The sequence below is a fragment of the Saccharomonospora sp. NPDC046836 genome, from assembly GCF_040645195.1.
Taxonomy (GTDB): domain Bacteria; phylum Actinomycetota; class Actinomycetes; order Mycobacteriales; family Pseudonocardiaceae; genus Prauserella_A.
This window is the reverse complement of sequence record NZ_JBEYXW010000014.1, coordinates 73,049-97,638: the sequence shown is the minus strand read 5'-3', so window position 1 is coordinate 97,638 and position 24,590 is coordinate 73,049. Positions and strand designations below refer to the sequence as shown.

Genomic DNA, 24,590 nt, shown 5'->3' with positions numbered 1-24,590 from the left:
CGTGACCGGTAACGCCACCATCGTCGGGCTCGGCATGACCGATCAGGGCAGGCGGCTCGGTATCGCGCCGAGGGAACTGCGCCGCCAGGCCATCGACGCGGCGCTCGCCGACTCGGGCCTGCGCCGCGAGCAGATCGACACCTGCATCTGCTTCGGCGCGCTGCCCGAGGATCTGCGCTACGCCGGTCTTTCCCCGAGGTCGTCGTTCGCGCTGAGCTCGGGCGGCGCCACGCCCGCCCTGTCGGTGGTGGTCGCCGCCGGGCTCATCGCGACCGGGCAGGCCGAGTACGTGCTGAGCGTGTACGGGGAGGCGTTCACCGGCAACGCGCCGCGGCTGGAGCAGAACCACGGCGCAGCAGGCAGATCCGACATCGGCGGGTACAGCTACGGCTACCCCTACCTGTACGGGCTGGTCGGCCCCGGCGCGGTCTACGCGCTGGGCGCCCGGCGCTATCTCGACACCTACGGCGGGACTTCGGAGGACCTCGCCGCTGTCGCGGTGGTCGAGCGCGCCTACGGCAGCGTCCGGCCTGGCGCGGTCGGCTACGGCGAGCCCATCACGGTGGCCGACCATCAGGCGTCCCGGATGATCGTCGATCCGTTGCGGCTGCTCGACTGCTCGCGCCCGACAGACGGTGGTGTCGCCATCGTGCTCACCTCGGCAGAGCGCGCGGTGGACTGCGCGGGTACCCCGGTCGAGGTGGCCGGGGCCGGCTGCGGCCACAACATCACCAACTGGTGGGGCGGAACAATGGTCGAACGCTTCGGCGCGGCGCCGGATGCGGCGCGGCGAGCCTTCGGCGAGGCCGGTGTCGGGCCGGAGCACATCTCCGTCGCGCAGCTCTACGCGCCGTTCACCATCGCGACGCTCCTTCAGCTGGAGGAGTACGGATTCTGCGGGGAAGGCGAGGCCGGCGCGTTCGTCCGCGACGGACACACCAGTCCTACCGGGACACTGCCCACCAACACCGGCGGCGGGCAGCACTCCGGCTTCTACGCCACCGGCTTCACGCCGCTGTCGGAGGGAATCCTGCAGGTTCGCGGCGAGGCTCCGACGAACCAGGTACCCGACGCCGAGCTGTGCCTCGTCAGCGGCAGCGGCGGTAACGGCGGGATACACGGTTCGTGGGCGCATGTGGCACTGGTGCTGGCGAGGCCACGGTGAGTACACCACGCCCGTTCCCCGGGGACGTCGTCGCGGACCGGGCGGACGCGGAGTTCTGGCACGCCTGCCGCTCGCGGCGTTACCTGGTATTCCGCTGCACGACCTGCGGCCACACGGTGTGGCCCGCAGGCAGCTGCCCGCGCCACGGCATGGCCGGCATGGTGTGGGCCGAGGCGAGCGGACGCGGCAGGCTGCACAGCTGGACCGTCGTGCACCAGCGGTACGCGACCTCGTTCGCCGACCCGCCACCGAACGTCGCGGTGGTGGAACTCGACGAGGGTCCGCTGGTGCATTCGACCGTCGTCGGCGCCGAGCGGCTGGAGCTGAGGATGCGGCTCGAGGTCGCGTTCACCGAGATCGGGCCGGATGTCGTGATCCCCGTGTTCCGGCCTGCCGGCGGGACCCCGGATACGCTTGCGGTGTGAACGCAGAGCCGGGCTGGGCAATGCATATGGCACGGTATGCCGTGCCTCCCGCGCACGACGGCTACCTCGGGCCGCGGACCAAGCTGATCACCGCAGGCCAGCGGCTGCTGCTCGAACGCGGCGATTCGTCCTACACGATCGAGGAGCTCGTGCGCAGGGCCGGTGTCGCCATCAAGACGTTCTACCGGTGCTTCCAGAACAAGGAGGAGTTCCTGCTGGAGGTCTTCACCACCTCGGTCAGCGGTGCGGCGCCGCGGATCCGGCAGTACATTGTGGACGCCACCGACGATCCGCTGGCGCGGCTGCGGATGGTGGTGACCTGGCCGCTGGAGTGGCACCCGGAGGCCGAGCCGCTCAGCCGGGCGGTCGCGACCGAGCACATGCGTATCACAATGACCAGCCCGGAGACGATCGCGGCCACGCGAAAACCGTACGAGGCGGTGGTGCGCGAACTGATCGCCGACGCGGCGGAGGCCGGTCTGGTTGCTCCCACCGACCTGGAGTGGGATGCCCACCTCATCACGTCGATGGTCACATCGGCCTACCACACGCTGGTGCTCGGCCTTGGCGAACCCGACGCGGCGACGCTGGCCGACAACGTGTGGCGGTTCTGCCTCACAGCCCTCAACGGCCCCGGGTAGGTTGTGCCGTTACTCCATTTTCGCCTTCATATCGTCGAGTTTGGCGAGGATGGGATAGCCGGTGACGCTGAGGGCGTTGCCGTGGCCGGTCTCGTGAATGTCGAAAACGGACTGGATCGCGGCGTAGAAGCCTTGCACGTCAAGAGTTTGGTTCACGGCGCGCTTGGCCTGGCGAAGTCCGAACGGCGGCATCGCGGCGATCCGGCTGGCCAGCTGGGTGGTCTCGGTCTCGAGCCGGTCCCTTGGCACCACACGGTTGACCATGCCGGCCTTCTCGGCCTCCGCCGCCGTCACCGGACGGCCGGTGAAGAGGATCTCCTTCGCCTTGCGGGCGCCGAGCTCCCAGGTGTGCCCGTGGTACTCGACCCCGCCGATACCCATCATCGCGACCGGGTCGGAGAACAACGCGTCCTCGGCGGCGATGATCAGGTCGCATGGCCAGCACAGCATCAACCCGCCTGAGATGCAGCGCCCGTGCACGGCCGCGATCGAGGGCTTCGGCACGTTGCGCCACCGCAGCGTGTACTCCAGGTACCGGCGGGCCTCGACCTGGTAGATCCACTCCAGAGTGATCTGCTCGGGTTGCGGCCAGGTCCGGTCCTTGAGGTCGTGCCCAGCCGAGAAGTGCCTGCCCTCCGCGCGCAGCACGATCACCACGACGTCCTGGTCACCGGCCGCCGTGGTCCACGCGGCGTCCAGCTCGTCCAGGAAGTCGGCGTTCTGCGCGTTGGCTGCCTCGGGCCGGTCAAGGGTGATGGTTGCGATCTTGTCGGCGACGTCGTAGCGGATGTAGGACATTGGACTCCTTACCCTCGTGGCAGCCCGAGCACGCGCTCGGCGATGATGTTGCGCTGGATCTCCGAGGTCCCGCCTGCGATCGTGCCGGCGAAGCTGCGCGCGTACCGCTCGAACCAGCTCGCGGTGAAGGCCTCGAGGTGCAGGTGGCTGAACGGCGCCGTGCTGGCCGGATGGGTCAGGCCGTCGGGACCGGCCGAGGACAGGGCCCGCTCACTGGCCCGCTGCACCGCCTCGGAGCCGAGCAACTTCAGCACCGACAGCGACGCGACGTCCTCGTCGCCGCGGGCCGCGCGCGCCAGCGCCGCCGATCCGAGCAGCCGCAACGCGTAGGCGTCGAGCACGGCGGTGGCGTAACTGTCGCGGTCGAGCGCCCCACGCGGCTGGACGTCGCGGATCAGGTCGCCGAGTCGCTCCGCGAAGCTGAGCCACAGCAGCGTCCGCTCATGCCCGAGCGACCCGTTGGCCACCCGCCACCCGTCGTTGAGCGGCCCCACCAGGTTCGCCACCGGCACCCACACGTCGGAGAAGAAGACCTCGTTGAAGTCCTTCTCGTCCGGGCCGATCAGCGATGCGAACGGCCGCCGGGTCACGCCCGGCGTGTCGGCCGGGATCAGCAGAACGCTGATTCCCTTGTGCTTGGGCGCATCCGGGTCGGTCCGCACAAAAGTCAGCAGCACGTCCGCGTCATGTGCACCAGAGGTCCAGATCTTTTGTCCGTTCACGACGAAGTGGTCTCCCCCGTCGTCGAGCGTGGCGCGGGTACGCAGGCCGGCGAGGTCGGAGCCCGCGCCGGGCTCGCTCATGCCGAGCGACGCGGTGATCTCCGCCCGCAGAATGGGAACCGCCCACTGCTGTTTCTGCTCTGTTGAGCCGAACGACAACAGCGAGGCGGCGATGATCCCGACGCCCTGCGGGTTGAAGCTGTGGTAGATCCGCCGCCGGGTCAGCTCGTCGAGGTGAACGTACTGCTGCAGGATCGTGGCGTTGCGGCCGCCGAACTCCGGCGGGTTGCCGGGCAGCAGCCAGCCGTGGTCGAACAGCAACCGCTGCCACCGCCGCGCCCACTGCGGCACGTGGGAGCTGGACGACGACCGCTCGGTGGCCTCCGCCTCCGAAGGCAGGTTCGCATCGAGGAACGCGACGAACTCCTCGCGGAACGCCTCCACCTCGGGGTCAAAGCTCAACCGCATGGCACTCCTTCGCGATCAGTGCGCGATGCTCCGCCGCATTCCCCAGCAACAACTCCCCCGCCTTGGCCCGTTTCAACGCGAACTGAAGGTCGTTCTCCCAGGTGAAGCCCATCGCCCCGAACAGCTGCAGACCGCCTGCGAACACGACCGACTGGCATTCGCCCGCCGCGGCTTTCGCCATTGCCGCCGCGACTCGCCTGCGAGGGTCGTCTGCCGCGATGGTGAGCGCGGCGAAGTAGGCCAGCGCCCGTGCCCGTTCCACGGCGACGTGCATGTCGGCAGCCTTGTGCTTGACGGCCTGGAACGAACCGATGGGGACGTCGAACTGGCGCCGCGTGCGCACGTGCTCCAGCGTCAGGTCCAGCACCTGACTGCAGGCCCCCACCATCGTCAGGGCCAGCCCGGTGAGCGCGACGTGCCGGGCACGTTCGGCGTCGGCCGTGCTCCGGTCGCTGTCGCCGACCCGGACCTGCGGGAACGAGACCTCGGCGATGTGCAGCACCGGATCGAACACCGGAACACGTTTGGCGCTGACCCGGCTGGCGGGGACCGTGAACACACCCGCTTCCGTGACGACCGCGAGCCAGTCGGCGCGGTCGCCGTCGAGCACGTACCGCGCGGTGCCGTCGAGCACCCAGCCGTCGCCGTCATGCTGCGCGCTCACGCCGCCGAACACAGCGGTGCCGGCCTGCCCCGGCGCGGCGACGCCGGGCGCCAGCGGCGCGAACTGCGTCAGGGTGGCCAGGTAAGGCGTCGGATCGGTGGCCCTGCCGAGCTCCTCCAGCACGATCGCGAGCTCCACGGCGTCGGCGGGATCGGTGAGCTCTGTCCAGCCGAGATCGACGTAGACGCGCCACGGCAGAGCCGGGTCCGCATCGCCGCTGACAACGCCCCGGACCAGTGCCGGCGGGCACTCCTTCGCCACGACGTCCCGAACCGTGGCCTGCCACATCCGCTGATCGGGGCTGAGTTCACAGAGCATGCCGGCCTCCGGCAAGGTTGCCCACCATCGGCTTGCCTCCTCGTACGCGTTGCGACACCCACACTTCGAGAATATCATTCTCCAAAATCGATAGTAATAGTTTCGGCGGCGAAGTGTCGCCCTCTGACGTAGAGGACGGGTCGGCTGGTGGGTAGTGCGACCGAAGAGCCGGGCTGGAAGCAGCGCGCTGTGGAGCGCTCCACCCAGGCCGCGAAGATCCGTGCCGGTCAGCGCGTGGAACGCTTCCTCGACGCGGCGCAGGTACTCATGTCGGAGAAGGGCACCACGGACTTCACGGTGCAGGAGGTGGTCGACCACTCCCGGCAGTCACTGCGGAGCTTCTACCTGCACTTCGACGGCAAGCACGAGCTGCTGCTCGCGCTGTTCGAGGACGCACTGGGCCACACCGCCCAGCGGATCCGCGCCGCGGCGAGCGAGCACACCGACCCGCTGGAGCGGCTCGAGGTCGCCGTCCGGCTGCTGTTCGAGCTCTCGCGCGTCAGCCCGACGGCACAGCGTCCGTTGTTCACCGACTTCGCCCCGCGACTGCTGGTGTCCCACCCGGCGGAGGTCAAGACCGCACACGCGCCCCTGCTCACTGCCCTCGCCGAGCTGCTCACCGACGCGGCGCAAGCCGGGCTCCTTCGCGCCGATGTCAGACCCCGGCGCATGGCCGCGCTGATCATGCAGACCGTGATGTTCAACGCCCAGTCCAACAGAAGGGGTGACAATGAGCCAACGCATCCCCTCACAGCCGATGAGGTCTGGACATTCTGCGCCCACGGCTTCGTCCCGGAGGACGTCGCTCTCAGAGCAACCGGTAATAGGGCGATGTCTGCTGCGCGTGGCCAGCGTGGCGATCCGCTGCGTTGGCCTCAGTCACCATGACTCCGTCATGGCTCCCTCGTCCGCCTTGCGGCTCATCCACGCTGATCCCCGCTCGCAACGACAGCCCCTATTGCCGGTCGCTCTCAGGGCACAGCGAGTCCAACGAGCTTGACGTCCAGGTACTCGTCGATGCCCTCGGCGCCGCCCTCGCGGCCGAGCCCGCTGACGCCGACGCCGCCGAACGGTGCGGCGGCCGCGGTGGGGTTGATGTCGTTCACCCCGACGATCCCGAACCGCAAGGCCTCGGACACCCGGACGGCGCGACCGAGGTCCCGGGTGTACACATAGGACGCCAGGCCGTACTCCGTGTCGTTCGCGAGCTCGATCGCCTCGTCCTCGTGGTCGAACGGGATCAGCGCGGCAACCGGACCGAACGTCTCCTCACGGTAGATCCGCATCGTGCTGTCGACGTCGGCGAGCACGGTCGGCGCGAAGAACGTGCCGTCGGCCAATTCGCCGCTGTCGAGACGTTCCCCGCCCACCAGTACGCGAGCGCCCTTGGCCGCCGCATCCCGCACGTGGCCGCGTACCTTCTCGATCGCCGCGGCGTCCACCAGCGGGCCCACGTCCACACCGTCCTGACTGCCCGGCCCGACGCGCAGCCGCCCCACACGCTCCACGAGCGCCGCCGAGAATGGCTCCATGATGGACCGGTGCACGTAGATCCGGTTCGGACAGATGCATGCCTGCCCCGCGTTGAGGAACTTGACCAGTGCAGCGCCTTTCGCGGCGTGCACCGGGTCGGCGTCGTCGAACACGAGGAACGGCGCGTGCCCGCCCAACTCCATCGAGACCCGCTTCATCGTCGCCGCGGCGCGTCCCGCGAGCAGCTTCCCCACCTCGGTGGAGCCGGTGAAGGTGAGCTTGCGGACGTCCGGCGAGTCCAGCAGGACGTCGGCGACCGGCTCGGGTGTGCTGGTGGTGACCAGGTTGGCGACGCCAGCGGGCAGGCCGGCCTCGGCGAGGATGTCGAACACCGCGACGGCGCACAACGGCGTCTGCTCGGCGGGCTTGAGAACGATCGTGCACCCCGCCGCGATCGCGGGCGCCACCTTGCGGGTGATCATCGAGATCGGGTAGTTCCATGGCGTGATCCCCGCGACCACACCCACCGGCTGCCGCGTGACCAGGAAACGCTGATCGGCGCGGGCGGACGGGATCGTCCTGCCGTACACCCGCTTCGCCTCTTCGGCAAACCATTCCAGGAAGTCCGCGGCGTAGCGCACCTCGTTACGAGCGGCCTTGAGCGGCTTTCCCTGCTCCTCGGTCATCAGCCGGGCGAGCTCCTCGCGCCGTTCGACCATCAGCACGTGCGCCGCGCGGAGAACGTCGGCGCGCTGGTAGGCCGTCGCGCGGCTCCAGCCGGGGAATGCGGCCTTCGCCGCCGCAACGGCTCGCTCCGTCTCGGCGGCACCCGCGTCCGCCGCGAGTCCGATGACCTTGCCGTTACTCGGATCGGTGACCTCGAACGTCCGCCCGTCGCCGGTTTCGCACCACTCACCGGCGATGAACAGGGTACGGCCGCCGCGCGCGTTGTCCATATTTCCGACGGTAGCACAGCAAACTCGGCTTGAGTCCACTATGGAGGGAGAATCGCATGCCCGGTCGCACGGTATGGCCGAAGCGGCCGCCGGGGCCGAATCGTCGGCCTGTGCTGAACAGCGTCGTTGTGGTGGGCGGCGGAGCGGCCGGTGTCGCGGCGGCCGAGTCGCTGCGCCGCGAGGGATACGACGGATCACTGCTGCTGGTCGGCGAGGAGCCGCTGCTTCCCTACGATCGGCCTCCACTGTCCAAACAGGTCCTCGCCGGTGAATGGGAGCACGACCGCACCACGCTTCGGGAGCGCGGGCACTACGACGAGAAGGACATCCGCCTACACCACGGGCGAGCTCGCGACCTCGACCTCGCCGAGCGCGTGGTGCGACTGGACGATGGTTCCGCACTCGCCTTCGACGGCCTCGTCATTGCCACCGGTGTTCGGCCACGCCGGCTACCCGAGTGGCACCGGCTGGAGGGTGTGCACGTGCTGCGCGGTCATGCCGATGTCCTCGCGCTGCGCGCCGCATTTCTGGCCGGAGGCAAGGTGGTCATCGTCGGCGCCGGGTTCCTCGGCATGGAGGTGGCAGCCTCCGCGCGCGGCATGGGCCTCGACGTCACGGTGGTCGACCCCCTGGCGCAGCCGATGCTCCGGCAGGTCGGTATCGAGGTCGCGGCGGCCATCGCGCGGCTGCATCGCGATCACGGCGTCGACCTGCGTACAGGCGTCGACGTCGCCGGCATGCGCAGCGAGAGCGGCCGGGTGAATGCGGTCGCCCTGTCCGACGGCACGGTCGTGCCCGCTGACTGTGTCCTCGTCTCCATCGGAGCCGAGCCGGCCGTGGACTGGCTGCGCACGTCGGGGCTGGCGCTCGACGACGGTGTCGAATGCGACGAGTACTGCCAGGCCGCGCCAGGTGTCTACGCCGCGGGCGACGTCGCATCGTGGCTCAACCCCCGCTACCGCAGGCGCATGCGCCTGGAGCATCGGCTGAACGCGACCGAGCAGGGCGGCTCCGCGGCACGCAACCTGCTCCACGGCAACGTCACACCGTTCTCGCCGCTGCCGTACTTCTGGACAGACCAGTACAGCGTCAAGATCCAGGTACACGGCGTCATTCCCGACGGCGCCGAGGTCAGCGCCGAGGAGGGCTCGTTCGGCGATGACCGGTTCGTCGCGTTGTACCGCAAGGACGACGAGCCGACCGCGGTGCTCGGCTGGAACGCGCCCGCGCGCATCCTGCCCTACCGGAAGCTCCTCCTCACGCCTACCGACGACTCGACGCGTCGACCATGACCTGGCGCCCGGCCCGCACGGGCGCGCCTACGAGGGGTATCGAGAGTGGTTACCAGTACTGATGCCGGTTTCCGTCGGTGTCGGCGATGAAGATGACCGCGTCGGCGCCGTCCACGTCCGCCGGGTTGAGCGGGATGTGGCCGGGCACGATCGGTTTGCCCGTGCCGGTCGACTGGGCAAGCGCGGCGCGCAGGGCCTGTGCTGGGAACAGGGCGCGTCGGGTGGTGGTCGCCTCGGCCAACAGGCCTTGGAGGGTACCTGGGGCGCTGTGGGGGTTGGCGTCGGTTGCCAGGAACGTGTAGCGCTCGCCGAGGGTGAGCCCGACGAGCGCGCCGGCGCTGCCCCAGCTCACGTCGTCCTCGCCGACCGGCATGTGGGACTGCGTGCGTTGGAGGTGCACGTTGTGCGCGAACACCAGGCTCGGTCCGCGTCGCTGCTCCTGCGCGACGATCGCGAGCAGGTTGTCGGCCATCATCTCGGCGCGCAGGCTGAGCAAGGTCGCGATGCGGTCGGGTGCGGGACTGGCCATGGCCGCGTGATAGCGCAGCAGGCCCTGGGCGGTGCGCGCATGCGCGATGGCGTGGGCGTAGCCGGCCGGGTCGGCGGGGCGCAGGCCGGGTGCCGCGCGGCGCAATGTGCTGGCGAGGTCGTCGGCGACGATGCGCAGGGCGCGAACGCGGTCGGAGTCGCCGATGGACGCTGCCGGATCGAACATGGCTGCCTGGTTGGTCCAGTCCGCGTCCTCGCCGAGTAGCGCGTCGAGGTCGCGGACCGACTCGGGCCGCAGCGCGACCGGCAGGTAGCCGGTGACCGAGGACAGTGCGCGTCGCGGGCTTTGCGCGGCTGAGTACTCCGTCGGTGCGTCGAAGCCATAGAAGCGAACCCGGTCCTGCGGCGCGCGATCGGCGTTGTGCTCGCGGAGCCATTCGACGAGTTCGCGGTTGCCCGGCACGGCGCCGAACCCGTGGCTGAACCCGGTCGCGAGCACCGTGTCGATCTCCGCCGTTGCCCCGGCCACATAGTCGTCGACAATGGACGCGGCAAGGACATCGGTCTCCAGCACGATCGACCGATACCCCCGTTCGACGAGGTGACCGAGGAGTTCGTTGCGCAGCAACGGAAACGCCTCGATCCCGTGTGTCGGCTCGCCGAGGGCGAGCAGGGTCGGCGGCTCGGTCCGCGCGGCGAGCAGTTCGTCGAGGGCACGGCCCAGGCTTGCCGGATCGTCGAGTTGGCGGCCGATCTCGCGTAGTGCTGTAGCAGACATGCCTTCGACCGTATCGTTGAAGGTTCGTGTGAAACTTCCGCGACGTCTACCTGCGTTCGTTACATTGAAGCCTCAATCGGAGGTGCACACTGCGACCCATCGACCTCGCCCGGGAACACGGCTTGTCCGCACAGGCGATCCGCAACTACGACGACGCGGGCATCCTCCCGCCGACCGAGCGCAGCGAAACCGGCTACCGGCGCTACACGCCCCTGCACGCGCAGGCCCTGCGCGCCTTCCTCGCGTTGCGCCGTGGCCACGGGCACCAGCAGGCAATGGAGATCATGCGCGCGACCAACCGAAGCGACACCGAGTCCGCCTACCGGCTCATCGACGCCGCACACGTCGCGCTGCTCGCCGAACGCGGTACCCGCACCGAAGTCGCGACGGCCCTCGGCAGCCTGTCCACCACGACACCGACCCCTGTCACCGGTCGACCGCTGACCGTGGGCGAACTCGCACGCCGGCTCGGCGTGCACCCGGCAACGCTGCGCACCTGGGAGACCGAGGGCATCCTGCGCCCCGAACGCGACCGGGCTACGGGTTACCGCCAATACGGACCCGACTGCGTACGCGACGCCGAGATCACACGACAGCTGCGCCGGGGCGGCTACCTGCTGCACCAGGCCGCGCAGTTCATCGAGTCACTGCGCGAGGCGGGCGGGGCCGACGCGTTGACCGCGTTCCTCGACTCCTGGCAGGACCGGCTGACCACACGCAGCCGCGCCCTTCTCGCCGGCGCGGCCCAGCTCGACACCTACCTCACCATGCTCGATCAGCCGCGTGCGTCCCGCGTTCATGTCCAGCGCGCAGAGCCGTTGGCGGTTGGGGAGTCTCACGGGTCACCCCGGCCACCCGTGCGGTGACGATAGCCTGGACGACCATCCGGCCCGCCCCTTCGCCGACTCGGTCTTACCGGCCCGCAGCCGCAGACCGGCGATCACCGGCGCGGCAGTGTCGGTACTGATGGTCGTGGCGAGCGAGCTGGCGGGCTGACCGAGCGGTCCAGGGCGTCGAGCAGCCACGTGTGCGTGACGCCGACCGGCGCGGGTTCGCCGGTGATCTCGCTTGCGAGGTGCCAGTAGCGGCGCAACCGCGGGTGCCGGTCGGCGGCGGTGCGCTTGTTCAGCGCGTGCCGGAAATCCGGGGTGTCACGGGCACCGAGCGCGGCAGCGTGGGCCGCGACGAACCGGTCGAGTGCGGGCCCCGGCTTCGGCCGAGTTCCGGCCGCCACCTGCGGGAACGCCAGCTCGCAGGCCGCAGCGACGGCGGCGTGGAGCGCGCCGAGGTCGGCGATCCGGTCGTGGTTGACGAGCGTGCTGGCCCGCAGTTGGGTGGCGAGTGCCGGGTCGGCGGCGAGCAGCACCAGCTCGGCGTACGCGACGACCTGCGCCGGGGTCGGCAGCTCCGGCGGCTGCGGCACGCTGATGTCGAGGAACATGCGGACCGTGTCCCGCGGGATCGGTCCGGTGGTCATCGGGCGCCAGAGACGGACGAGGGTGTCGTGCGCGGCGAACCCGTCCTGCACCGCGGACAGCAGCTCGAGCCGGACTACGCGGTCGGTGGGTGACGCCTCCTCGACCGCGCGGAGCACCGAGCGCCGCCAGGCCAGCGTCGCCACCTCGCGGTCGAGCGCGGCCCGCTCGGCGGCCACGGCGTCGTCGAGGGAACGTTGGCCGGCAAGGACATCGGTGATCGACCGAAGACCCAACCCGAGCCCGCGTAGCCGCCGGACCAGGTTCAACCGGTCGACGGTGGCCGCGTCGAACCGGCGGTGCCCACCGACGCTGCGCGCGGGCTCCAGTAGCCCTTCGTCGCAGTAGAAGCGGATCGTGCGGACGGGCACGCCGGTCCGCCGCGCCAGGTCGCCGATCCCGAGTGTGTCTCCGGTCACCATCGGTTGAACCTCCAGCCGAGTGGAGTTTCTACGGTACGGCCATGGACATCGCACGACTTACCGAGGGACTGCACGAGCACACCGCCGGGTTCGCCAAGGCGGTGGCAGGCGCCGACCCGGACGCTCGGGTGCCCACGTGTCCGGAGTGGCCGCTGCGGGTGCTGGTCGGACACATCGGACAGGCGCACCGCTGGGCCGCGGACATCGTCCGGTCCGGGCCGACCCTGCTGCCGGACCCGTTCGACGCCGACCCCGGCTCCCCGGGCGAATGGTCCGACTGGCTGCACAAGGGCGCCGCGGACCTCGCCGCCGCGGTGCCGGCCGCCGGCGAGAGTCCGGTGTGGACGTTCTTCGGTCCGCGCCCGGCGGCGTTCTGGCTGCGCCGGATGCTCCACGACACGATCGTGCACAACGCCGACGCGGCGCTCGCCACGGCTACCACGTTCGAGGTGGCACCGGACCTCGCGGCCGACGCCATCAGCGAATGGCTGGAGGTCCTGTCCGACCCGGTCACGACGACGTTGAAACCAGCCTTCGCCGCACTGCGCGGCACCGGCCAGACCCTCCAGTTCCGCACCGACACCGGCGTGGGCTGGCTGATCACCCGCACCCCCGACGGCGTCCGGTGGGCGCATGCGACGGACACCGCGGACGCGACGCTGGCCGGTCCCATCCGGGACCTGCTGCTGGTACTCACCCGGCGGCTGCCTGCCAGCCACGTCACGATCAGCGGCGACCGCGAGCTGGCCGACCACTGGCTGGCGCACACGGCGGCGTGAGGTCAGCTGTCGAATGCGTCGATGACGGCTTGGGTGGCAGCCTTGGTGCCCGATGCCGGGGATCCGTTGGGCAGGACGCGGATGTGCCCGCTCGCGTAGGCGGCGCGCACGGCGGCGCGGACCCGGCCCGCCAGGGTCGCCTCTCCGAGATGTTCGGCGAGCATGGCCGCGGCGAGGATCTGGGACGTGGGGTTGGCGAGGTCACGGCCGGCGATCGTCGGCGCGCTGCCGTGGATCGGCTCGAAGTAGGCGGCACTGTCGCCGATGTTGCCTGCCGGGCACATTCCGAGTCCGCCGATGGTCGCCGCTCCGACATCGCTGAGGATGTCGCCGAGGAAGTTCTCCATCACCAGTACGTCGAAATGGGACGGGTTCGCGACGAGATCATGCCCGGCGGCATCGGCGTAGCGGTAGTCGCGTTCGATGTCGGGGTACTGCTCACCGATCTCGTCGAAGATCTGCCGGAAGAAGGCGTAGCTGCGGAGGACGTTGCTCTTGTCGACGCAGGTGACGCGCCGGACTCCGTCGGCGGGCGCACCGCCGCGCCTGCGGGCGAGTTCGAACGCGTAGCGCACGACCCGCTCGACGCCGGGCCGGGTCATGAGCAGCTGGTCGGCGCAGGCGTGGTCGTTGCCGACGCCGAGGCCGCGGGCGAGGTAGAGGCCCTCGGTGTTCTCACGGACGATCACGTAGTCGATGTCCTCGGTGCTGCGCAGTGGCCGGTCGATCCCGGGCAGCAGGGTCATCGGCCGTTCGTTGACATAGGTGTCCAGCCCACCGCGGAGGATGCCGCCGAGTAGTCCGGCTTCGGTGCCGTCCGGCTTGCGTACGGACGGCAGGCCGACCGGCCCCTTGAGAATCCCGGCGTAGCCACGCAGCCTGGTGAAGGTCTCGTCACTGAGCGCGGCACCGGTGCGGCGGTAGGTGTCCGCCCCCGCGTCCTCTGTGGTGAAACGTAGGTCCACATCGGACCCGGCAGCCGCGGTGAGCACCCGCACAGCGCTGTCGACGAGCTCGGGGCCTATGCCGTCACCGGGGATCAGGGCGATCTCGTGGCTGTGTGGGGTGGTTGTCATCGACGCTCCTCAGCTGAAGCCGACCGCGCGAGTGTCGTCGTGGGCCGGCTTCAGCACCCGCGACCCGCCCAGCGTGGATCAACCCTGCCGAAGTTGTCAACATTGACGAACAACGTTGACAACCTCAAGTGGCGACCGTACCGTTTCGCCATCGCCGAGCGAGGAGGCTGATGCGATGGCGCACACGAGGATCGGCGCCGACACCGAGCTGCTGACGGCCGACGAGGCCGCGGAACTGCTCGGCGTGCAGCGGCAGACCGTGTACGCCTACGTGAGCCGGGGGCAGCTGACCCGCGCCTTGAAACCGGGTAGCAGGCAGAGCTGGTTCCGCCGGACCGATGTCGAGGCGATGGCCAGGGGCGACCGTGCCCAGCAGGCGGGCCGGAAGGCGCCCACGAACCGCACCGAAGTCACCGCGATCGTCGACGACCAACTGCTCTACCGGGGCCGCGACGCGGTGGAGCTGGCCCGCGCGGGCACGTTCGAGCAGGCCGCGGAATGGCTGTGGCGCGGGCACGACGGGGAACCGCCCACGTGGCGCGCGGTCGCCGAACTCCCCGAGGAGGTCGCCGCGCTGCCGCTGCCAGCCCAGTGCCTGCCGCTGGACCGCCTGAAAGTCGCCACGGCCGGTCTCGCCGCGGTGGACACACTGCGCTACGACTTGTCGGCGCACGCAGTGCTGGCCGTTGCCAGGTCCCTTTTGGACGCACTGGTCCGCTGCCTGCCATTGCGGGGTGAACGCCCGGAACCCGCGGGCCGGCATTCGTTCGCTACTGCCCTGTGGCCCCGGCTGACCTCGGCAATCGCCCGCCCCAAAGGCGTCCGGTTGCTGGACCAGGCACTGGTTCTCGTCGCGGACCACGGGCTCGCACCGTCCACACGCGCGGTGCGGCTGGCGGGTTCGGTCGACGCCGATCCATACTCGGTGGTGCTGACCGGAATGAGCGTGGCGAGCGGCCTCAAGCATGGTGGCTCGTCGCTGGCCGTACACGGGTTGCTGGACGACATCGGCGAACCGGCGAACGTCGCGGCCGCGGTCTCCGAGCACCTCCGCCGCAGCGGCTCGCTGCCCGGCTTCGGCCAGCCGCGCTACGTGCACGCGGATCCCCGCGCGGCGTTCCTGCTCGACGAGTTGCTCTCCGACAGCACAGTGGACTCGTCGCGGCTGCGCATCGTGCGGGACGTGATCGAGCTCGTCCGTAACCGTAACGACGAGCACCCGAACGTCGAGTTCGCACTCGGCGCACTGTGCTACGCCCACGACATGGTGCGTGGCGCGGGAGAAGCCATCTTCGTCCTCGGCCGCACTGCGGGCTGGATCGCCCACGCTGTCGAGGAGCAGGCCGGCACACACTGACCCACCGGTCGAACTCGCCGCCGAGCGGCCGCTGCTGTAGCGGCCCGCCGTCGGTCGTGCCCAATCAAGGTGCACCCGCCCCTGACCCCCGCACCGCTTGTTCGCCTCGGCCGCCGAGGCCTTTCGCCCCCCGCACTTGGAGAAGCAACGATGCTCGCCGTACTCGGTTTCCTGACCCTGGGCGCCTTCATGGCGCTCGTGATGCGCAAGTACGCGACGGCGTTCGTCGCGATCATCGCGGCGCCGGTCGCGACGGCGATCCTCGCGGGACGGGGCGGCGACCTCGGCGAGATGGCCATGGCCGGCATCGAAACGGTTGCACCGACCGGCATCCTGCTGCTGTTCGCCGTCCTCTACTTCGGCGTGATGATGGACGCCAAGCTCTTCGATCCCATCTCCAACGGGATCATCCGATTGTCCAATGGCGACCCCGTACGCATCTGCGTCGGCACCGCCGTACTGTCCCTGCTCGTCGCACTCGACGGCGACGGCACCACCAGCTACATGATCATCTGCTCGGCCTTCCTGCCGATCTACCGGCGGATCGGCATGAATCCGCTGGTGATCGCCACGATCGCGACCATGAGCCTCGGCGCTGTCTCGGGTTCGACGCCGTGGGGCGGGGCGGCGACCCGCGCGATCAGCGTGCTCCACCTCGACGCCTCGGACTACTTCGTGCCGATCATCCCATCGCTCGCACTGACCGCGCTTGTCATCATCGGAATCGCCTACGTACTCGGCCGCCGCCAGCGCAGGCGGATCGATCAGGCAGTGATCGCGGAGCTCGCGGCCGAGATCGCGCAGCGCGATCCCGACCGGGTCGGCGCCAGGAACTGGCGGTTGTGGTTCAACGCCGGACTGACCGTGCTGCTGCTGGTCCTGCTCATCACCGGCGTCGCGCCGCTGGTCACGTTGTTCATGGGCGGGTTCGTGATCGCCCTACTGGCCAACCACCCTCGCCTCGCCGATCAGGGCGAAGTGATCAGGCGGCACGCCGCATCCGCCGTCCCCGTGGTCATGCTCGTGCTGGGCGCCGGAATCTTCACCGGAATCCTGTCCGAGACGGGGATGGTCGACGCCATGGCGCAAGCTCTGCTCTCCGCGGTGCCGGATTCGCTCGGCAACCTGATCCCGCTGTTCACCGCTGTGATCGGCCTGCCGCTCAGCTTCTTCATGTCCAACGACGCCTACTTCTTCGGCGTACTACCTGTGCTTGCCGAATCCGCTGGGCAGTTCGGGATCGAGCCCTACGAGATCGCGCGGGCCGGTGTCATCGGGCAGATGCTGCACTCGGTCGGCCCCGCCTCCGCGCCGCTGTGGGTGCTGCTCGGACTGGTCAAAAAGGACCTCGGCGAGTTCCAGCGCTTCGCACTGCTGTGGGTGATCCTCGGCTCGTTCGCCTGGATCGGGTTCGCGGTGCTGACCGGTGCGATAGGCGTCAGCTGACCTCGACCACCCAGGTCTCAGACGCTGCGCAGCACCGAGACGACGGTGCCCAGCACCACCGCCTCATCGCCGTCGATGACGTCGTAGTCCGGGTTGCGCGGTTCGAGATAGACGTGGCCGTTGCGGCGGCGGAACACCTTGACGGTCGCCTCGCCGTCGATCATCGCGGCGACGATCTGGCCCGAATGGGCCTCGGGTTGCTGGCGCACCACGACGATGTCGCCGTCACAGATCGCGGCGTCGATCATCGAGTCGCCGCGCACGCGCAGCCCGAAGACGTTGCCCCGCCCGGTGAGTTCGCGGGGCAACGTCAGGACGTCGTCGAGATGCTCGTCGGCCGAGATGGGACTCCCCGCGGCGATGTCACCCACGACGGGCACGGGCACCGAGTCGGCAGCCGGTTCGCGCGTGGCGGACTCCCGCAGGAAGTCGCGCACGTCGATCGGCCGGGACATCGTCGTGCTGCGCCGCAGGAACCCCTTCTCCTCAAGGCTCGCCAAGTGCTTCGACACCGACGACGAGGACCGAAGACCCACGGCCTCACCGATCTCACGGGTGCTCGGCGGGTACCCGTACCTGACCACCCAGTCCCGGATCGTGACCAGGATCCGCTGCTGACGTAGCGGCAGGGCCGAGGCGTCCAGGTGCTCGAACACATCAAGATCGTCGTAGGCGGTCACCCGGGGAATGGTAGAGGTAGGCACCCACAATCCAACCACCGGACTCTGTCTCAACAGGGGGCTGACCAGTGCGTAACAGTTCTGCCCAGGATGTAACGTTTCGCGGCCTTGATCGCTTAGGTAGGAGATCAGACACCAGGCTTGGTCTATCGATACCACCGAGGGGATCTCCTTGCGTACTGCCAGAACCATCGCGGTTGCGACAGTGCTGTCGCTCACCTGCGGTGTCCTCGCCTTCTGGCCCGCTACCGCCGTGGCGCAGCCGCCAGCACCCGGACCCGACCCGTCGGCCGCCGCCGCTGCAGCCGCCGAGCGGGACCTGCGCAGCCAGTCCGCCGGTGCGGTCACGGTCCGCCGTGACGACCGGGGCACCGTCCGTTTCGTCGGCGCGGAGAGCGGCAAACCGGTACGCCGCCTCGCCGGCATCCAGTCCGCCTCCCCCGCACGCGCAGCGGCCGCCCACCTTCAGCGGTACGGCGCGCTGTGGGGCCTGCAGAACGACGGCGTCGACGTCGTGGCCACGGACGCGCATCGCGCGGCGGGCAACGACTCGGTGGTGCGGTTCCAGCAGACCATCGACGGCGTGCCGGTCTTCGGTGGCGAGCTTGCCGTGTCCCTCGACCCCTCCGGCAACCTGGAGTCGATCAACGGCGAGACCACGCCGCTCGCACCGGCCGGCGACAAGCTCACCGTCACGGCCGCGCGGGCGCAGCAGGCGGCCATCGCTGTGACGGCACGGGCCCACCACCTCGCGCGGAGTGGCCTGCTGGCTAGTGAGGCCGAGCCCTTCCTCTACGACCCCGCCCTGCTCGGCCCCGGCGGGAAGACCGGGCTGACTCCGGTGTGGAGGGTCGAGGTCACCGGCCCTGCGCACGTCCGGCAGGTGGTGCTCGTCGACAGGGTCCGGGGCGGTATTGCGTTGCAGTACAACCAGATTGCGCACGCCGACCGGGTGGTCTGCGACCGGAGCAACGTTCGCGACACCCTCACCAACGGCCAGCCGACATTGGCGTCCTGTACGACTTCCGGCGCGGCCCGCTCCGAGGGCGGCACGCCCAGCGCGGTCGCCGAGGTCAACGACGCCTATGAGCACATCGGCGACACCGCCGACTTCTTCGCCTCCCAGCTCGGGGTCGACCTGACGGCCCTCATCGGCAGCACGGGTGCCGACGGTCGCAAGATCCGCGCGACCGTGCGCTACTGCCTGCCCACGACCTTCGACCCCAGCTGTCCGATGGCCAACGCCTTCTGGAACGGCAACGGAATCTATCTCGGCAACGGCTTCGCCCGCGCCGACGACGTCGTGGCCCACGAGCTGGCCCACGGTGTCACGGAGAGGACCGCGAACCTCTCGTACTGGTACCAGTCCGGCGCGATCAGTGAGTCCATGTCGGACGTTTTCGGCGAGCTGGTCGACCTCACGAACAACCGCGATGCTGGGCCGTCCCGGCCGTGGCTGCTCGGCGAGGATGCGCCGACCGGTGCGCTGCGCAGTATGGCCGACCCCGGCGTCTACGACGCACCGGACCGGATGACCAGCCCGTACTACCACGCCCCGACCTGGAGCCAGAACGACTTCGACAACGGTGGTGTGCACGACAACTCCGGCGTCGGCAACAAGGCGGCGTACCTGATCTCCGAGCCGGGCACCCGCACGTTCAACGGGCAGACGATCTCGGGTCTCGGCTACACGAAGGCCGCGAAGATCTACTACCGGGCCCTGACGATGCTCACCTCCGGCGCCGACTACCTCGACCTGTACGGGGTGCTGCCGCAGGCGTGCACGAACCTCGTCGGCTCTGGCGCCGTCAGCAGTGCCGACTGTGCCGAGGTGAGCAAGGCCGTCACGGCGACGGAAATGAACAAGGACCCGGTCAGCGCCGACGCGAAGGCACCGGAGGCACCTGTCGGCTGCACCACCTCCGCCAAGCGGGACCTGTTCCTCGACACGTTCGAGCGCGACACGCTGGGCACCAACTGGTCGGTGACCTCGGGTATGTGGGGGCTCGCCACCGGCTACGCCAAGGGCGGCACCCGGAGCCTGTACGGTCTCGAACCCGACCGCGCCCTTGGCGAGCCGTCGAACACCTACGCCAGGATCACGAAGTCCTTCCTGGTCCCCTCGGGGGTCAGGACCTATCTCCGGTTCGACCACAACTTCCTGCTGGCCTACTGGCCGGGCGACTCCATGTACCCGCAGCGCGAGCACTGGGCAGGCGGCCGGGTCGAGTACTCGACCGACGGCAAGACCTGGCTGAGCGCGATGAGCTTGCCGTGGGACAGCAGCGGCGTCGTGCCGAGGACCATCAACCCGTACAACACCGACGGCACACCGGCCGCGACGTACCGCGGCTTCGGCGGGGACACGCACGGCTACGCCGCCAGCCGTCTCGACCTCAGCTCCCTGGCAGGCAAGTCGGTGCAGCTGCGCTGGCGGATCACCGCCGACCCGCAGGTGTTCCTCGACGGCTGGAACCTGGACAACGTCAACCTGTACGCCTGCGGGAGCGGCGCGCCGAGCGAGCCGCGTTCCTACACCGGCACGGGTGCACCGGGCACGGCGACGCTGAAGTGGACCGCGCCGTTGTGGCCCGGCAACGGCGGGCTGACGAAGTACAAGCTCACGATCACGTCGGTCTCGTCCACCAGGACCATCGACAACATCAGCCCCACGGCCACCAGCAGGGTGGTCACGGGGCTGGCCAATTCCGGGTACAGCTACACGTTCAAGCTCACGCCGTACAGCGCGGCCGGTGCGGGACCGTCGGTGTCGAAGAGGTTGGTGGGTGGCCGGATCTCGGTGACCGCATCGCCGACGACGATCAACCGCGGCGGCTCGACGAAGATCAGCGGGAAGGTCGTCCGTTCCGACAACGGTGTCGCCTACAAGGGCTGGGCCATCCGGCTCGAGGGCAGGCGGAAGGGTACGTCAACCTGGTCACTGGTGGCGACGGGCTACACCGGAACCGGTGGCGCGTACTCGTTCACCCGCAGGCCGGTCGCCAGCTGGGAGTACCGGGTCGTCTACCGGTCCGGTAACTCGAGCTACCTCGGGTCGATCTCGCCGAGCCGTACGGTGACGGTGCGCTGACCCGGTGGGGCCGGGACATCCCGGCCCCACCGTTTCCCCGTGGTCAGCTCACCAGCCGTGCTGACCCGGTTGCGGTGCCGGTGCTCCGAACGGCATGGGCGGCCGGAGGTCGAGGAGGTAGGCCACCCACGCCACTGCCGTCTGCGCGAAACCCAGCACCAGCAGGATGAATCGCGCCGCTGGCCATCTCCATGCCGTCCATGATCATGATTGTCACGAAGAGCATCTCGAGGGTGAGCGCGGGAACGATCGGCCCCGGTTTGCCTTCCGCGCACCGAGCAGCGCCACCACACCGGCGACGAGCATCAGGGCAGAGCTGGCAGCCGGGGTCGCCGCCGCCCGGCACGGCCCGGCTCGTCCCCACTCGACCCCGCTCGCATGGCCGCCACAATAATTCAGGAAATGGACGGCAGCGGGGCCGCGGTGGCCGGACCGCCACCGGGCGGCGCCGGTGTCAATGCCGACGGCGGCGGGCCTTCTGCCCGGCCTTGGAGTTCCGCTCCGTCTTCACGCCCTGCTCGATCCGCTCACCGATGTCCGGGTCGATGTTGTGCCAGTACTCGAACGCACGCTGCAGCACCGGCTCGGTGACGCCCTTGAGCAAATGGCCCACCACGTTGTCGACGAGCCGGTCGCGGGCGGCGTCGTCCAGCACCTCGCGCACCAGCGTCCCCGGCTGGCCCCAGTCGTCGTCCTCGGCGTGGGAGACGTAGGCGGACCGGGTGATCCTGCCGTCGGTCTCCCAGGTCGGCGGGCTGCCGTACCACATGGTGTCGGCCACGGGGCCGCCCTTGGAGTTGGGCGCGTACACCGGGTCCGTGCTCTTGTGGAAGGCCATGGCGCCGTCCTTGGAATAGGTGTGCACGGGCACGATCGGCGCGTTGACCGGCAGCTGCTGGTAGTTGGCGCCGATGCGGTAGCGGTGGGCGTCGGCGTAGGAGAACAGTCGCGCGAGCAGCATCCGGTCCGGGCTGGGCCCGATGCCCGGCACGAGGTTGTTCGGCTGGAACGCGGCCTGTTCGATCTCTGCGTGGTTGTCGGTCGGGTTGCGGTTCAACGTCATGCGGCCGACCTCGATCAGCGGGTAGTCGCCGTGTGGCCACACCTTGGTCAGGTCGAAGGGGTTGAACCTGTAGTTCTCGGCGTCGGCGTACGGCATGATCTGCACGTACATCGTCCAGCTCGGGAAGTCGCCCGCCGCGATGTGCTCGAACAGGTCACGCATGTGGTAGTCGGTGTCCGTCGCGGCCATCTGGTCGGCCTCGCGCTGGGTGAAGAACTCCGGCTCCTGGTCGGTCTTGAAGGTGTACTTGACCCACGACTGCTTGCCCTCGGCGTTGACCCACATGTAGGTGTGCGAGCTGTAGCCGTTCATGTGCCGCCACGTGCGCGGAATGCCGCGGTCCCCCATCAGCCAGGTCACCTGGTGCGCCGACTCGGGCGAGAGCGTCCAGAAGTCCCACTGCATGTCGTTGTCGCGCAGGTTGTTGTCGGCACGCCGCTTCTGGGAACGGATGAAGTGCTGGAACTTCATCGGGTCCTTCACGAAGAAGACCGGCGTGTTGTTGCCGACCATGTCGTAGTTGCCCTCGGAGGTATAGAACTTCAGCGCGAAACCCCGCGGGTCCCGCCAGGTGTCGGGGCTGCCACGCTCCCCTGCGACGGTGGAGAACCGCGCCACCAGCTCGGTCTTGGTGCCGGGCTGGAACAGTGCGGCCTTGGTGTACTGGCTGAGGTCGTTGGTCACCTCGAACCGGCCGAACGCGCCGCTGCCTTTGGCGTGCGGCTGACGCTCGGGGATCCGTTCCCGGTTGAACTGCGCCATCTGCTCGATCAGGTACGCGTCCTGCAGCAGGATCGGCCCGGCGGGACCGGCGGTGAGCGAATGCTCGTCGCTCTCCACCGGGATACCGGCGTCGGTGGTGGTGAATGCACGTGGGGCGTCGGTCATCGTTAGCTCTCCCTTTCCGTTCCGGTACGGGGAGCCGGGAAGGCGGCGGAGCAGGCAGGACACCGGCCCCAGAAGATGATCTCGGCTTCGTCGACCGCGAACCGGTGGTCCTCGCCCGGCGCGAGGCACGGCGCCGAGCCGGCGAGGCAGTCCACGTCCTCCGTCCGCCCGCACCCACGACACACCAGGTGGTGGTGGTTGTCGGCGACCCGGCGCTCGAACCGCGCCGGGTGCCCGGCGGGCTGGATCGAGCGCACCAGCCCGGCAGCCACACACGCCGCCAGCACGTCGTACACGGCCTGATGCGACACCGAGCCCAGCTCGGCGCACACGCCGGTGCGCACCGCCTCTGCAGTCGAATGCGGATGCCGCGCCAGCCAGACGAGCACCGACCGGCGAGGGCCGGTGACCCGCAATCCGGCTGACCGCAGCACGACCGCCGCCTCGGCGGCCGCCTGCCCGTCCGGAACTGTCACCCCCAGGAGCTACCCGATCTGGAATCGGTCAAACCAAGACCGGGCGGGGAGTTGTTCAGCTGAACACCGTCGCGCCGGGTACGGCATCGAGGAGCTGGCGGGTGTACGGGTCGGCAGGCGCGGACAGCACCTGCTCGACAGGGCCGTGCTCCACGACCCGACCGGCGCGCATCACCAGGACCTCGTGTGCGAGTGCGCGGACCACGGCGAGGTCGTGTGAGATGAAGAGGTAGCTCAGCCCCAGCTCGGCCTGCAAGGACGACAGCAGTTCGAGGATCTGGTCCTGCACCAGGACATCCAGTGCCGACACCGCCTCGTCGCACACCACGAGTTGCGGGCCGAGCGCGAGCGCCCTGGCGATGGCGACCCGCTGCCGCTGGCCGCCGGAGAGCTCGTTCGGGTACCGGTGTGCCAGCGCACCAGGCAGCGCCACCTGCTCCAGCAGCTCCACCACCCTGGTCCGCCGGGACATCCGGTCGCCGACGGCGAACGTACTCAAGGGCTCAGCAATGATCCGCTCGACCGTCCACACGGGATTGAGCGACGCGTAGGGGTCCTGGAACACCGGCTGCATCGCCCTGCGTGCGGCGCGCAGCCGTGCACCTCGCAGGCCCACCAGCTCCTGGCCTTCCAGCCGGATCGTGCCCGAGGTGGCAGGCACCAGCCCGAGCACCATGCGCGCGGTGGTGGTCTTGCCCGAGCCGGACTCGCCGACGATCGCCGTGGTCCGCCCGCGCCCGACGGTGAACGAGACGTCGTCCACCGCGCGCAACACCCCACCCCGGCCACGGATGCGGTACTCCTTCGACACCCCTGTCACCTCGAGCACCGGCTCGGCCGCGCCGGTCGAGGCACGGGTCGGGCCGGCGAGCGACGGCGCCGCGGCAACAAGCCGCTTGGTGTAGTCCTCCCGCGGCATGGTGAGTACCTCCCGCGCCGGACCGGTCTCCACGACCTCGCCCTCCGACATCACCACCACCCGGTCGGCTCGGTCGGCCGCGAGGCCGAGGTCGTGGGTGACCAGCAGCAGCGCGGTACCGAGCTCATCGGTCAGCCGCTCGAGGTGATCGAGGATCCGCCGTTGCACGGTCACGTCGAGCGCCGAGGTCGGCTCATCGGCGATCAGCAGGTCCGGACGGCAGGCAAGGCCGATGGCGATGAGCACCCGCTGGCGCATGCCGCCGGAGAACTCGTGCGGGTACTGGCGCGCACGGCGCGCCGGATCGCTGATCCCGGCCTGCCCGAGCAGTTCGACCGCCTGCCGCCAGGCCTGGCGGCGAGTGCACATGCCGTGCGCCACCAGGGTTTCTGCCACCTGGGTGCCCACCCGGGCCACCGGGTTCAAATTGGACATCGGGTCCTGCGGTACCAGCCCGATCTCGCGGCCGCGTAGCTGTCGCAGGCGGCTCTCCCCTGCGTGCGTGATGTCCTCGCCGCGCCAGCGGATCACCCCACCGGTGACCTGCCCTGCCCCTGGCAACAACCCCATGACCGCGTGCGCGGTGGTCGACTTGCCGGAACCGGACTGGCCGACCACGGCGACCCGCTCCCCCGGCAGCAACCGCAGGCTCGCGCCACGCACGGCGGGGGTTCCCCGGAACGACACTTCCAACTCGCTGACGTCCAGCAGCGGTTCGGTCATCGCGTG

General features: G+C 69.6%; 21 protein-coding genes and 1 pseudogene. 10 read left to right on the top strand and 12 right to left on the bottom strand.

Annotation, left to right across the window (positions count from 1 at the left end; genetic code table 11):
- Position 1: 1 nt before the first annotated feature.
- The 3 genes from ABZ863_RS17800 to ABZ863_RS17790 are packed head-to-tail and all read left to right on the top strand — an operon-like array spanning position 2 to position 2,231.
- Complete coding sequence (locus tag ABZ863_RS17800) at positions 2-1,165, top strand: thiolase family protein (RefSeq protein WP_358536612.1); 1,164 nt, start codon at positions 2-4, stop codon at positions 1,163-1,165.
- The gene (locus ABZ863_RS17795; RefSeq protein ID WP_358536609.1) at positions 1,162-1,590 is read left to right on the top strand and encodes an OB-fold domain-containing protein; all 429 of its coding nucleotides are present in this window, start codon (positions 1,162-1,164) and stop codon (positions 1,588-1,590) included. The genes ABZ863_RS17800 and ABZ863_RS17795 overlap by 4 nt, the downstream gene beginning before the upstream one ends.
- Positions 1,587-2,231, top strand: coding sequence for a TetR/AcrR family transcriptional regulator (locus ABZ863_RS17790; RefSeq protein WP_358536606.1), 645 nt, complete (start codon positions 1,587-1,589; stop codon positions 2,229-2,231). Before ABZ863_RS17795 ends, ABZ863_RS17790 begins: the two co-directional genes overlap by 4 nt.
- Positions 2,232-2,240: 9 nt before the next feature.
- Here the strand turns inward: ABZ863_RS17790 and ABZ863_RS17785 are convergent, their stop codons facing one another.
- From ABZ863_RS17785 to ABZ863_RS17775, 3 genes are read right to left on the bottom strand one after another with little or no spacing between them, the layout of a single operon-like run.
- Positions 2,241-3,029, bottom strand: coding sequence for an enoyl-CoA hydratase (locus ABZ863_RS17785; RefSeq protein WP_358536603.1), 789 nt, complete (start codon positions 3,027-3,029; stop codon positions 2,241-2,243).
- An 8-nt stretch (positions 3,030-3,037) separates the two neighbouring features.
- A complete protein-coding gene (locus ABZ863_RS17780; protein ID WP_358536600.1) occupies positions 3,038-4,219 on the bottom strand; it encodes an acyl-CoA dehydrogenase family protein in 1,182 nt (393 codons plus the stop codon).
- Positions 4,203-5,201: an acyl-CoA dehydrogenase family protein gene (locus ABZ863_RS17775; RefSeq protein ID WP_358536597.1), complete on the bottom strand. Its 999-nt coding sequence runs from the start codon at positions 5,199-5,201 to the stop codon at positions 4,203-4,205. The genes ABZ863_RS17780 and ABZ863_RS17775 overlap by 17 nt, the downstream gene beginning before the upstream one ends.
- A gap of 147 nt (positions 5,202-5,348) precedes the next feature.
- Here ABZ863_RS17775 and ABZ863_RS17770 point away from each other — a divergent pair, with 147 nt between their 5' ends.
- Entirely contained in the window at positions 5,349-6,089 is a 741-nt protein-coding gene (locus ABZ863_RS17770; protein ID WP_358536594.1) for a TetR/AcrR family transcriptional regulator, read from the top strand.
- 83 nt (positions 6,090-6,172) lie between these two features.
- Here the strand turns inward: ABZ863_RS17770 and ABZ863_RS17765 are convergent, their stop codons facing one another.
- Positions 6,173-7,630, bottom strand: a complete 1,458-nt coding sequence (locus ABZ863_RS17765) for an NAD-dependent succinate-semialdehyde dehydrogenase (protein ID WP_358536591.1) — start codon at positions 7,628-7,630, stop codon at positions 6,173-6,175.
- A gap of 110 nt (positions 7,631-7,740) precedes the next feature.
- Here ABZ863_RS17765 and ABZ863_RS17760 point away from each other — a divergent pair, with 110 nt between their 5' ends.
- The gene (locus ABZ863_RS17760; RefSeq protein WP_358536589.1) at positions 7,741-8,922 is read left to right on the top strand and encodes an FAD-dependent oxidoreductase; all 1,182 of its coding nucleotides are present in this window, start codon (positions 7,741-7,743) and stop codon (positions 8,920-8,922) included.
- 49 nt (positions 8,923-8,971) lie between these two features.
- Here ABZ863_RS17760 and ABZ863_RS17755 read toward each other — a convergent pair whose 3' ends face one another.
- Positions 8,972-10,189 (bottom strand): erythromycin esterase family protein, encoded by a 1,218-nt coding sequence (locus tag ABZ863_RS17755; RefSeq protein WP_358536586.1) that lies wholly within the window; start codon positions 10,187-10,189, stop codon positions 8,972-8,974.
- An 89-nt stretch (positions 10,190-10,278) separates the two neighbouring features.
- Here ABZ863_RS17755 and ABZ863_RS17750 point away from each other — a divergent pair, with 89 nt between their 5' ends.
- Positions 10,279-11,055, top strand: a complete 777-nt coding sequence (locus tag ABZ863_RS17750) for a MerR family transcriptional regulator (RefSeq protein ID WP_358536782.1) — start codon at positions 10,279-10,281, stop codon at positions 11,053-11,055.
- On the opposite strand, the pseudogene ABZ863_RS17745 reads toward ABZ863_RS17750, so the two are convergent.
- Positions 11,033-11,175, bottom strand: a pseudogene (locus tag ABZ863_RS17745) (IS1380 family transposase); the annotation flags it as partial. The gene ABZ863_RS17750 and the pseudogene ABZ863_RS17745 overlap by 23 nt on opposite strands.
- On the bottom strand, positions 11,130-12,086 hold the full coding sequence (locus ABZ863_RS17740) for a MerR family transcriptional regulator (protein WP_358536583.1): 957 nt from the start codon (positions 12,084-12,086) through the stop codon (positions 11,130-11,132). The gene ABZ863_RS17740 and the pseudogene ABZ863_RS17745, both read right to left, overlap by 46 nt.
- Before the next feature lie 41 nt (positions 12,087-12,127).
- Between ABZ863_RS17740 and ABZ863_RS17735 the strand changes: the two genes are divergently transcribed.
- Positions 12,128-12,865 carry a maleylpyruvate isomerase family mycothiol-dependent enzyme gene (locus ABZ863_RS17735; RefSeq protein ID WP_358536580.1) on the top strand — a complete coding sequence of 246 codons (738 nt, stop codon included), beginning with the start codon at positions 12,128-12,130 and terminating at the stop codon, positions 12,863-12,865.
- Positions 12,866-12,867: 2 nt separating this feature from the next.
- Here ABZ863_RS17735 and ABZ863_RS17730 read toward each other — a convergent pair whose 3' ends face one another.
- On the bottom strand, positions 12,868-13,941 hold the full coding sequence (locus tag ABZ863_RS17730; protein ID WP_358536577.1) for an isocitrate/isopropylmalate family dehydrogenase: 1,074 nt from the start codon (positions 13,939-13,941) through the stop codon (positions 12,868-12,870).
- A gap of 175 nt (positions 13,942-14,116) precedes the next feature.
- Here ABZ863_RS17730 and ABZ863_RS17725 point away from each other — a divergent pair, with 175 nt between their 5' ends.
- Positions 14,117-15,298, top strand: a complete 1,182-nt coding sequence (locus ABZ863_RS17725; RefSeq protein WP_358536574.1) for a citrate/2-methylcitrate synthase — start codon at positions 14,117-14,119, stop codon at positions 15,296-15,298.
- A gap of 150 nt (positions 15,299-15,448) precedes the next feature.
- Entirely contained in the window at positions 15,449-16,744 is a 1,296-nt protein-coding gene (locus ABZ863_RS17720) for a citrate:proton symporter (RefSeq protein ID WP_358536571.1), read from the top strand.
- A gap of 17 nt (positions 16,745-16,761) precedes the next feature.
- Here ABZ863_RS17720 and lexA read toward each other — a convergent pair whose 3' ends face one another.
- Positions 16,762-17,424: a transcriptional repressor LexA gene (gene lexA / locus ABZ863_RS17715; protein ID WP_358536569.1), complete on the bottom strand. Its 663-nt coding sequence runs from the start codon at positions 17,422-17,424 to the stop codon at positions 16,762-16,764.
- A 172-nt stretch (positions 17,425-17,596) separates the two neighbouring features.
- On the opposite strand from lexA, the gene ABZ863_RS17710 reads away from it, so the two are divergent.
- Positions 17,597-20,515 carry a M4 family metallopeptidase gene (locus ABZ863_RS17710; RefSeq protein ID WP_358536567.1) on the top strand — a complete coding sequence of 973 codons (2,919 nt, stop codon included), beginning with the start codon at positions 17,597-17,599 and terminating at the stop codon, positions 20,513-20,515.
- Between the two features lie 454 nt (positions 20,516-20,969).
- Here the strand turns inward: ABZ863_RS17710 and ABZ863_RS17705 are convergent, their stop codons facing one another.
- Genes ABZ863_RS17705 through ABZ863_RS17695 form a run of 3 tightly spaced genes read right to left on the bottom strand, consistent with a single transcriptional unit; the run spans position 20,970 to position 24,584 of the window.
- Complete coding sequence (locus ABZ863_RS17705) at positions 20,970-22,466, bottom strand: catalase (RefSeq protein WP_358536564.1); 1,497 nt, start codon at positions 22,464-22,466, stop codon at positions 20,970-20,972.
- A gap of 2 nt (positions 22,467-22,468) precedes the next feature.
- On the bottom strand, positions 22,469-22,942 hold the full coding sequence (locus ABZ863_RS17700; protein WP_358536562.1) for a Fur family transcriptional regulator: 474 nt from the start codon (positions 22,940-22,942) through the stop codon (positions 22,469-22,471).
- A 55-nt stretch (positions 22,943-22,997) separates the two neighbouring features.
- The gene (locus tag ABZ863_RS17695; RefSeq protein ID WP_358536559.1) at positions 22,998-24,584 is read right to left on the bottom strand and encodes an ABC transporter ATP-binding protein; all 1,587 of its coding nucleotides are present in this window, start codon (positions 24,582-24,584) and stop codon (positions 22,998-23,000) included.
- Positions 24,585-24,590 lie beyond the last annotated feature (6 nt).

Bases quoted from the DNA above. Each gene is read 5' to 3' on its own strand.
- ABZ863_RS17735 (WP_358536580.1), top strand. From the start codon at position 12,128: ATGGACATCGCACGACTTACCGAGGGACTGCACGAGCACACCGCCGGG.
- ABZ863_RS17765 (WP_358536591.1), bottom strand. From the start codon at position 7,630: ATGGACAACGCGCGCGGCGGCCGTACCCTGTTCATCGCCGGTGAGTGG.
- ABZ863_RS17720 (WP_358536571.1), top strand. From the start codon at position 15,449: ATGCTCGCCGTACTCGGTTTCCTGACCCTGGGCGCCTTCATGGCGCTC.
- ABZ863_RS17785 (WP_358536603.1), bottom strand. From the start codon at position 3,029: ATGTCCTACATCCGCTACGACGTCGCCGACAAGATCGCAACCATCACC.
- ABZ863_RS17755 (WP_358536586.1), bottom strand. From the start codon at position 10,189: ATGTCTGCTACAGCACTACGCGAGATCGGCCGCCAACTCGACGATCCG.
- ABZ863_RS17730 (WP_358536577.1), bottom strand. From the start codon at position 13,941: ATGACAACCACCCCACACAGCCACGAGATCGCCCTGATCCCCGGTGAC.
- ABZ863_RS17780 (WP_358536600.1), bottom strand. From the start codon at position 4,219: ATGCGGTTGAGCTTTGACCCCGAGGTGGAGGCGTTCCGCGAGGAGTTC.
- ABZ863_RS17705 (WP_358536564.1), bottom strand. From the start codon at position 22,466: ATGACCGACGCCCCACGTGCATTCACCACCACCGACGCCGGTATCCCG.
- ABZ863_RS17740 (WP_358536583.1), bottom strand. From the start codon at position 12,086: ATGGTGACCGGAGACACACTCGGGATCGGCGACCTGGCGCGGCGGACC.
- ABZ863_RS17695 (WP_358536559.1), bottom strand. From the start codon at position 24,584: ATGACCGAACCGCTGCTGGACGTCAGCGAGTTGGAAGTGTCGTTCCGG.
- ABZ863_RS17775 (WP_358536597.1), bottom strand. From the start codon at position 5,201: ATGCTCTGTGAACTCAGCCCCGATCAGCGGATGTGGCAGGCCACGGTT.
- ABZ863_RS17725 (WP_358536574.1), top strand. From the start codon at position 14,117: ATGGCGCACACGAGGATCGGCGCCGACACCGAGCTGCTGACGGCCGAC.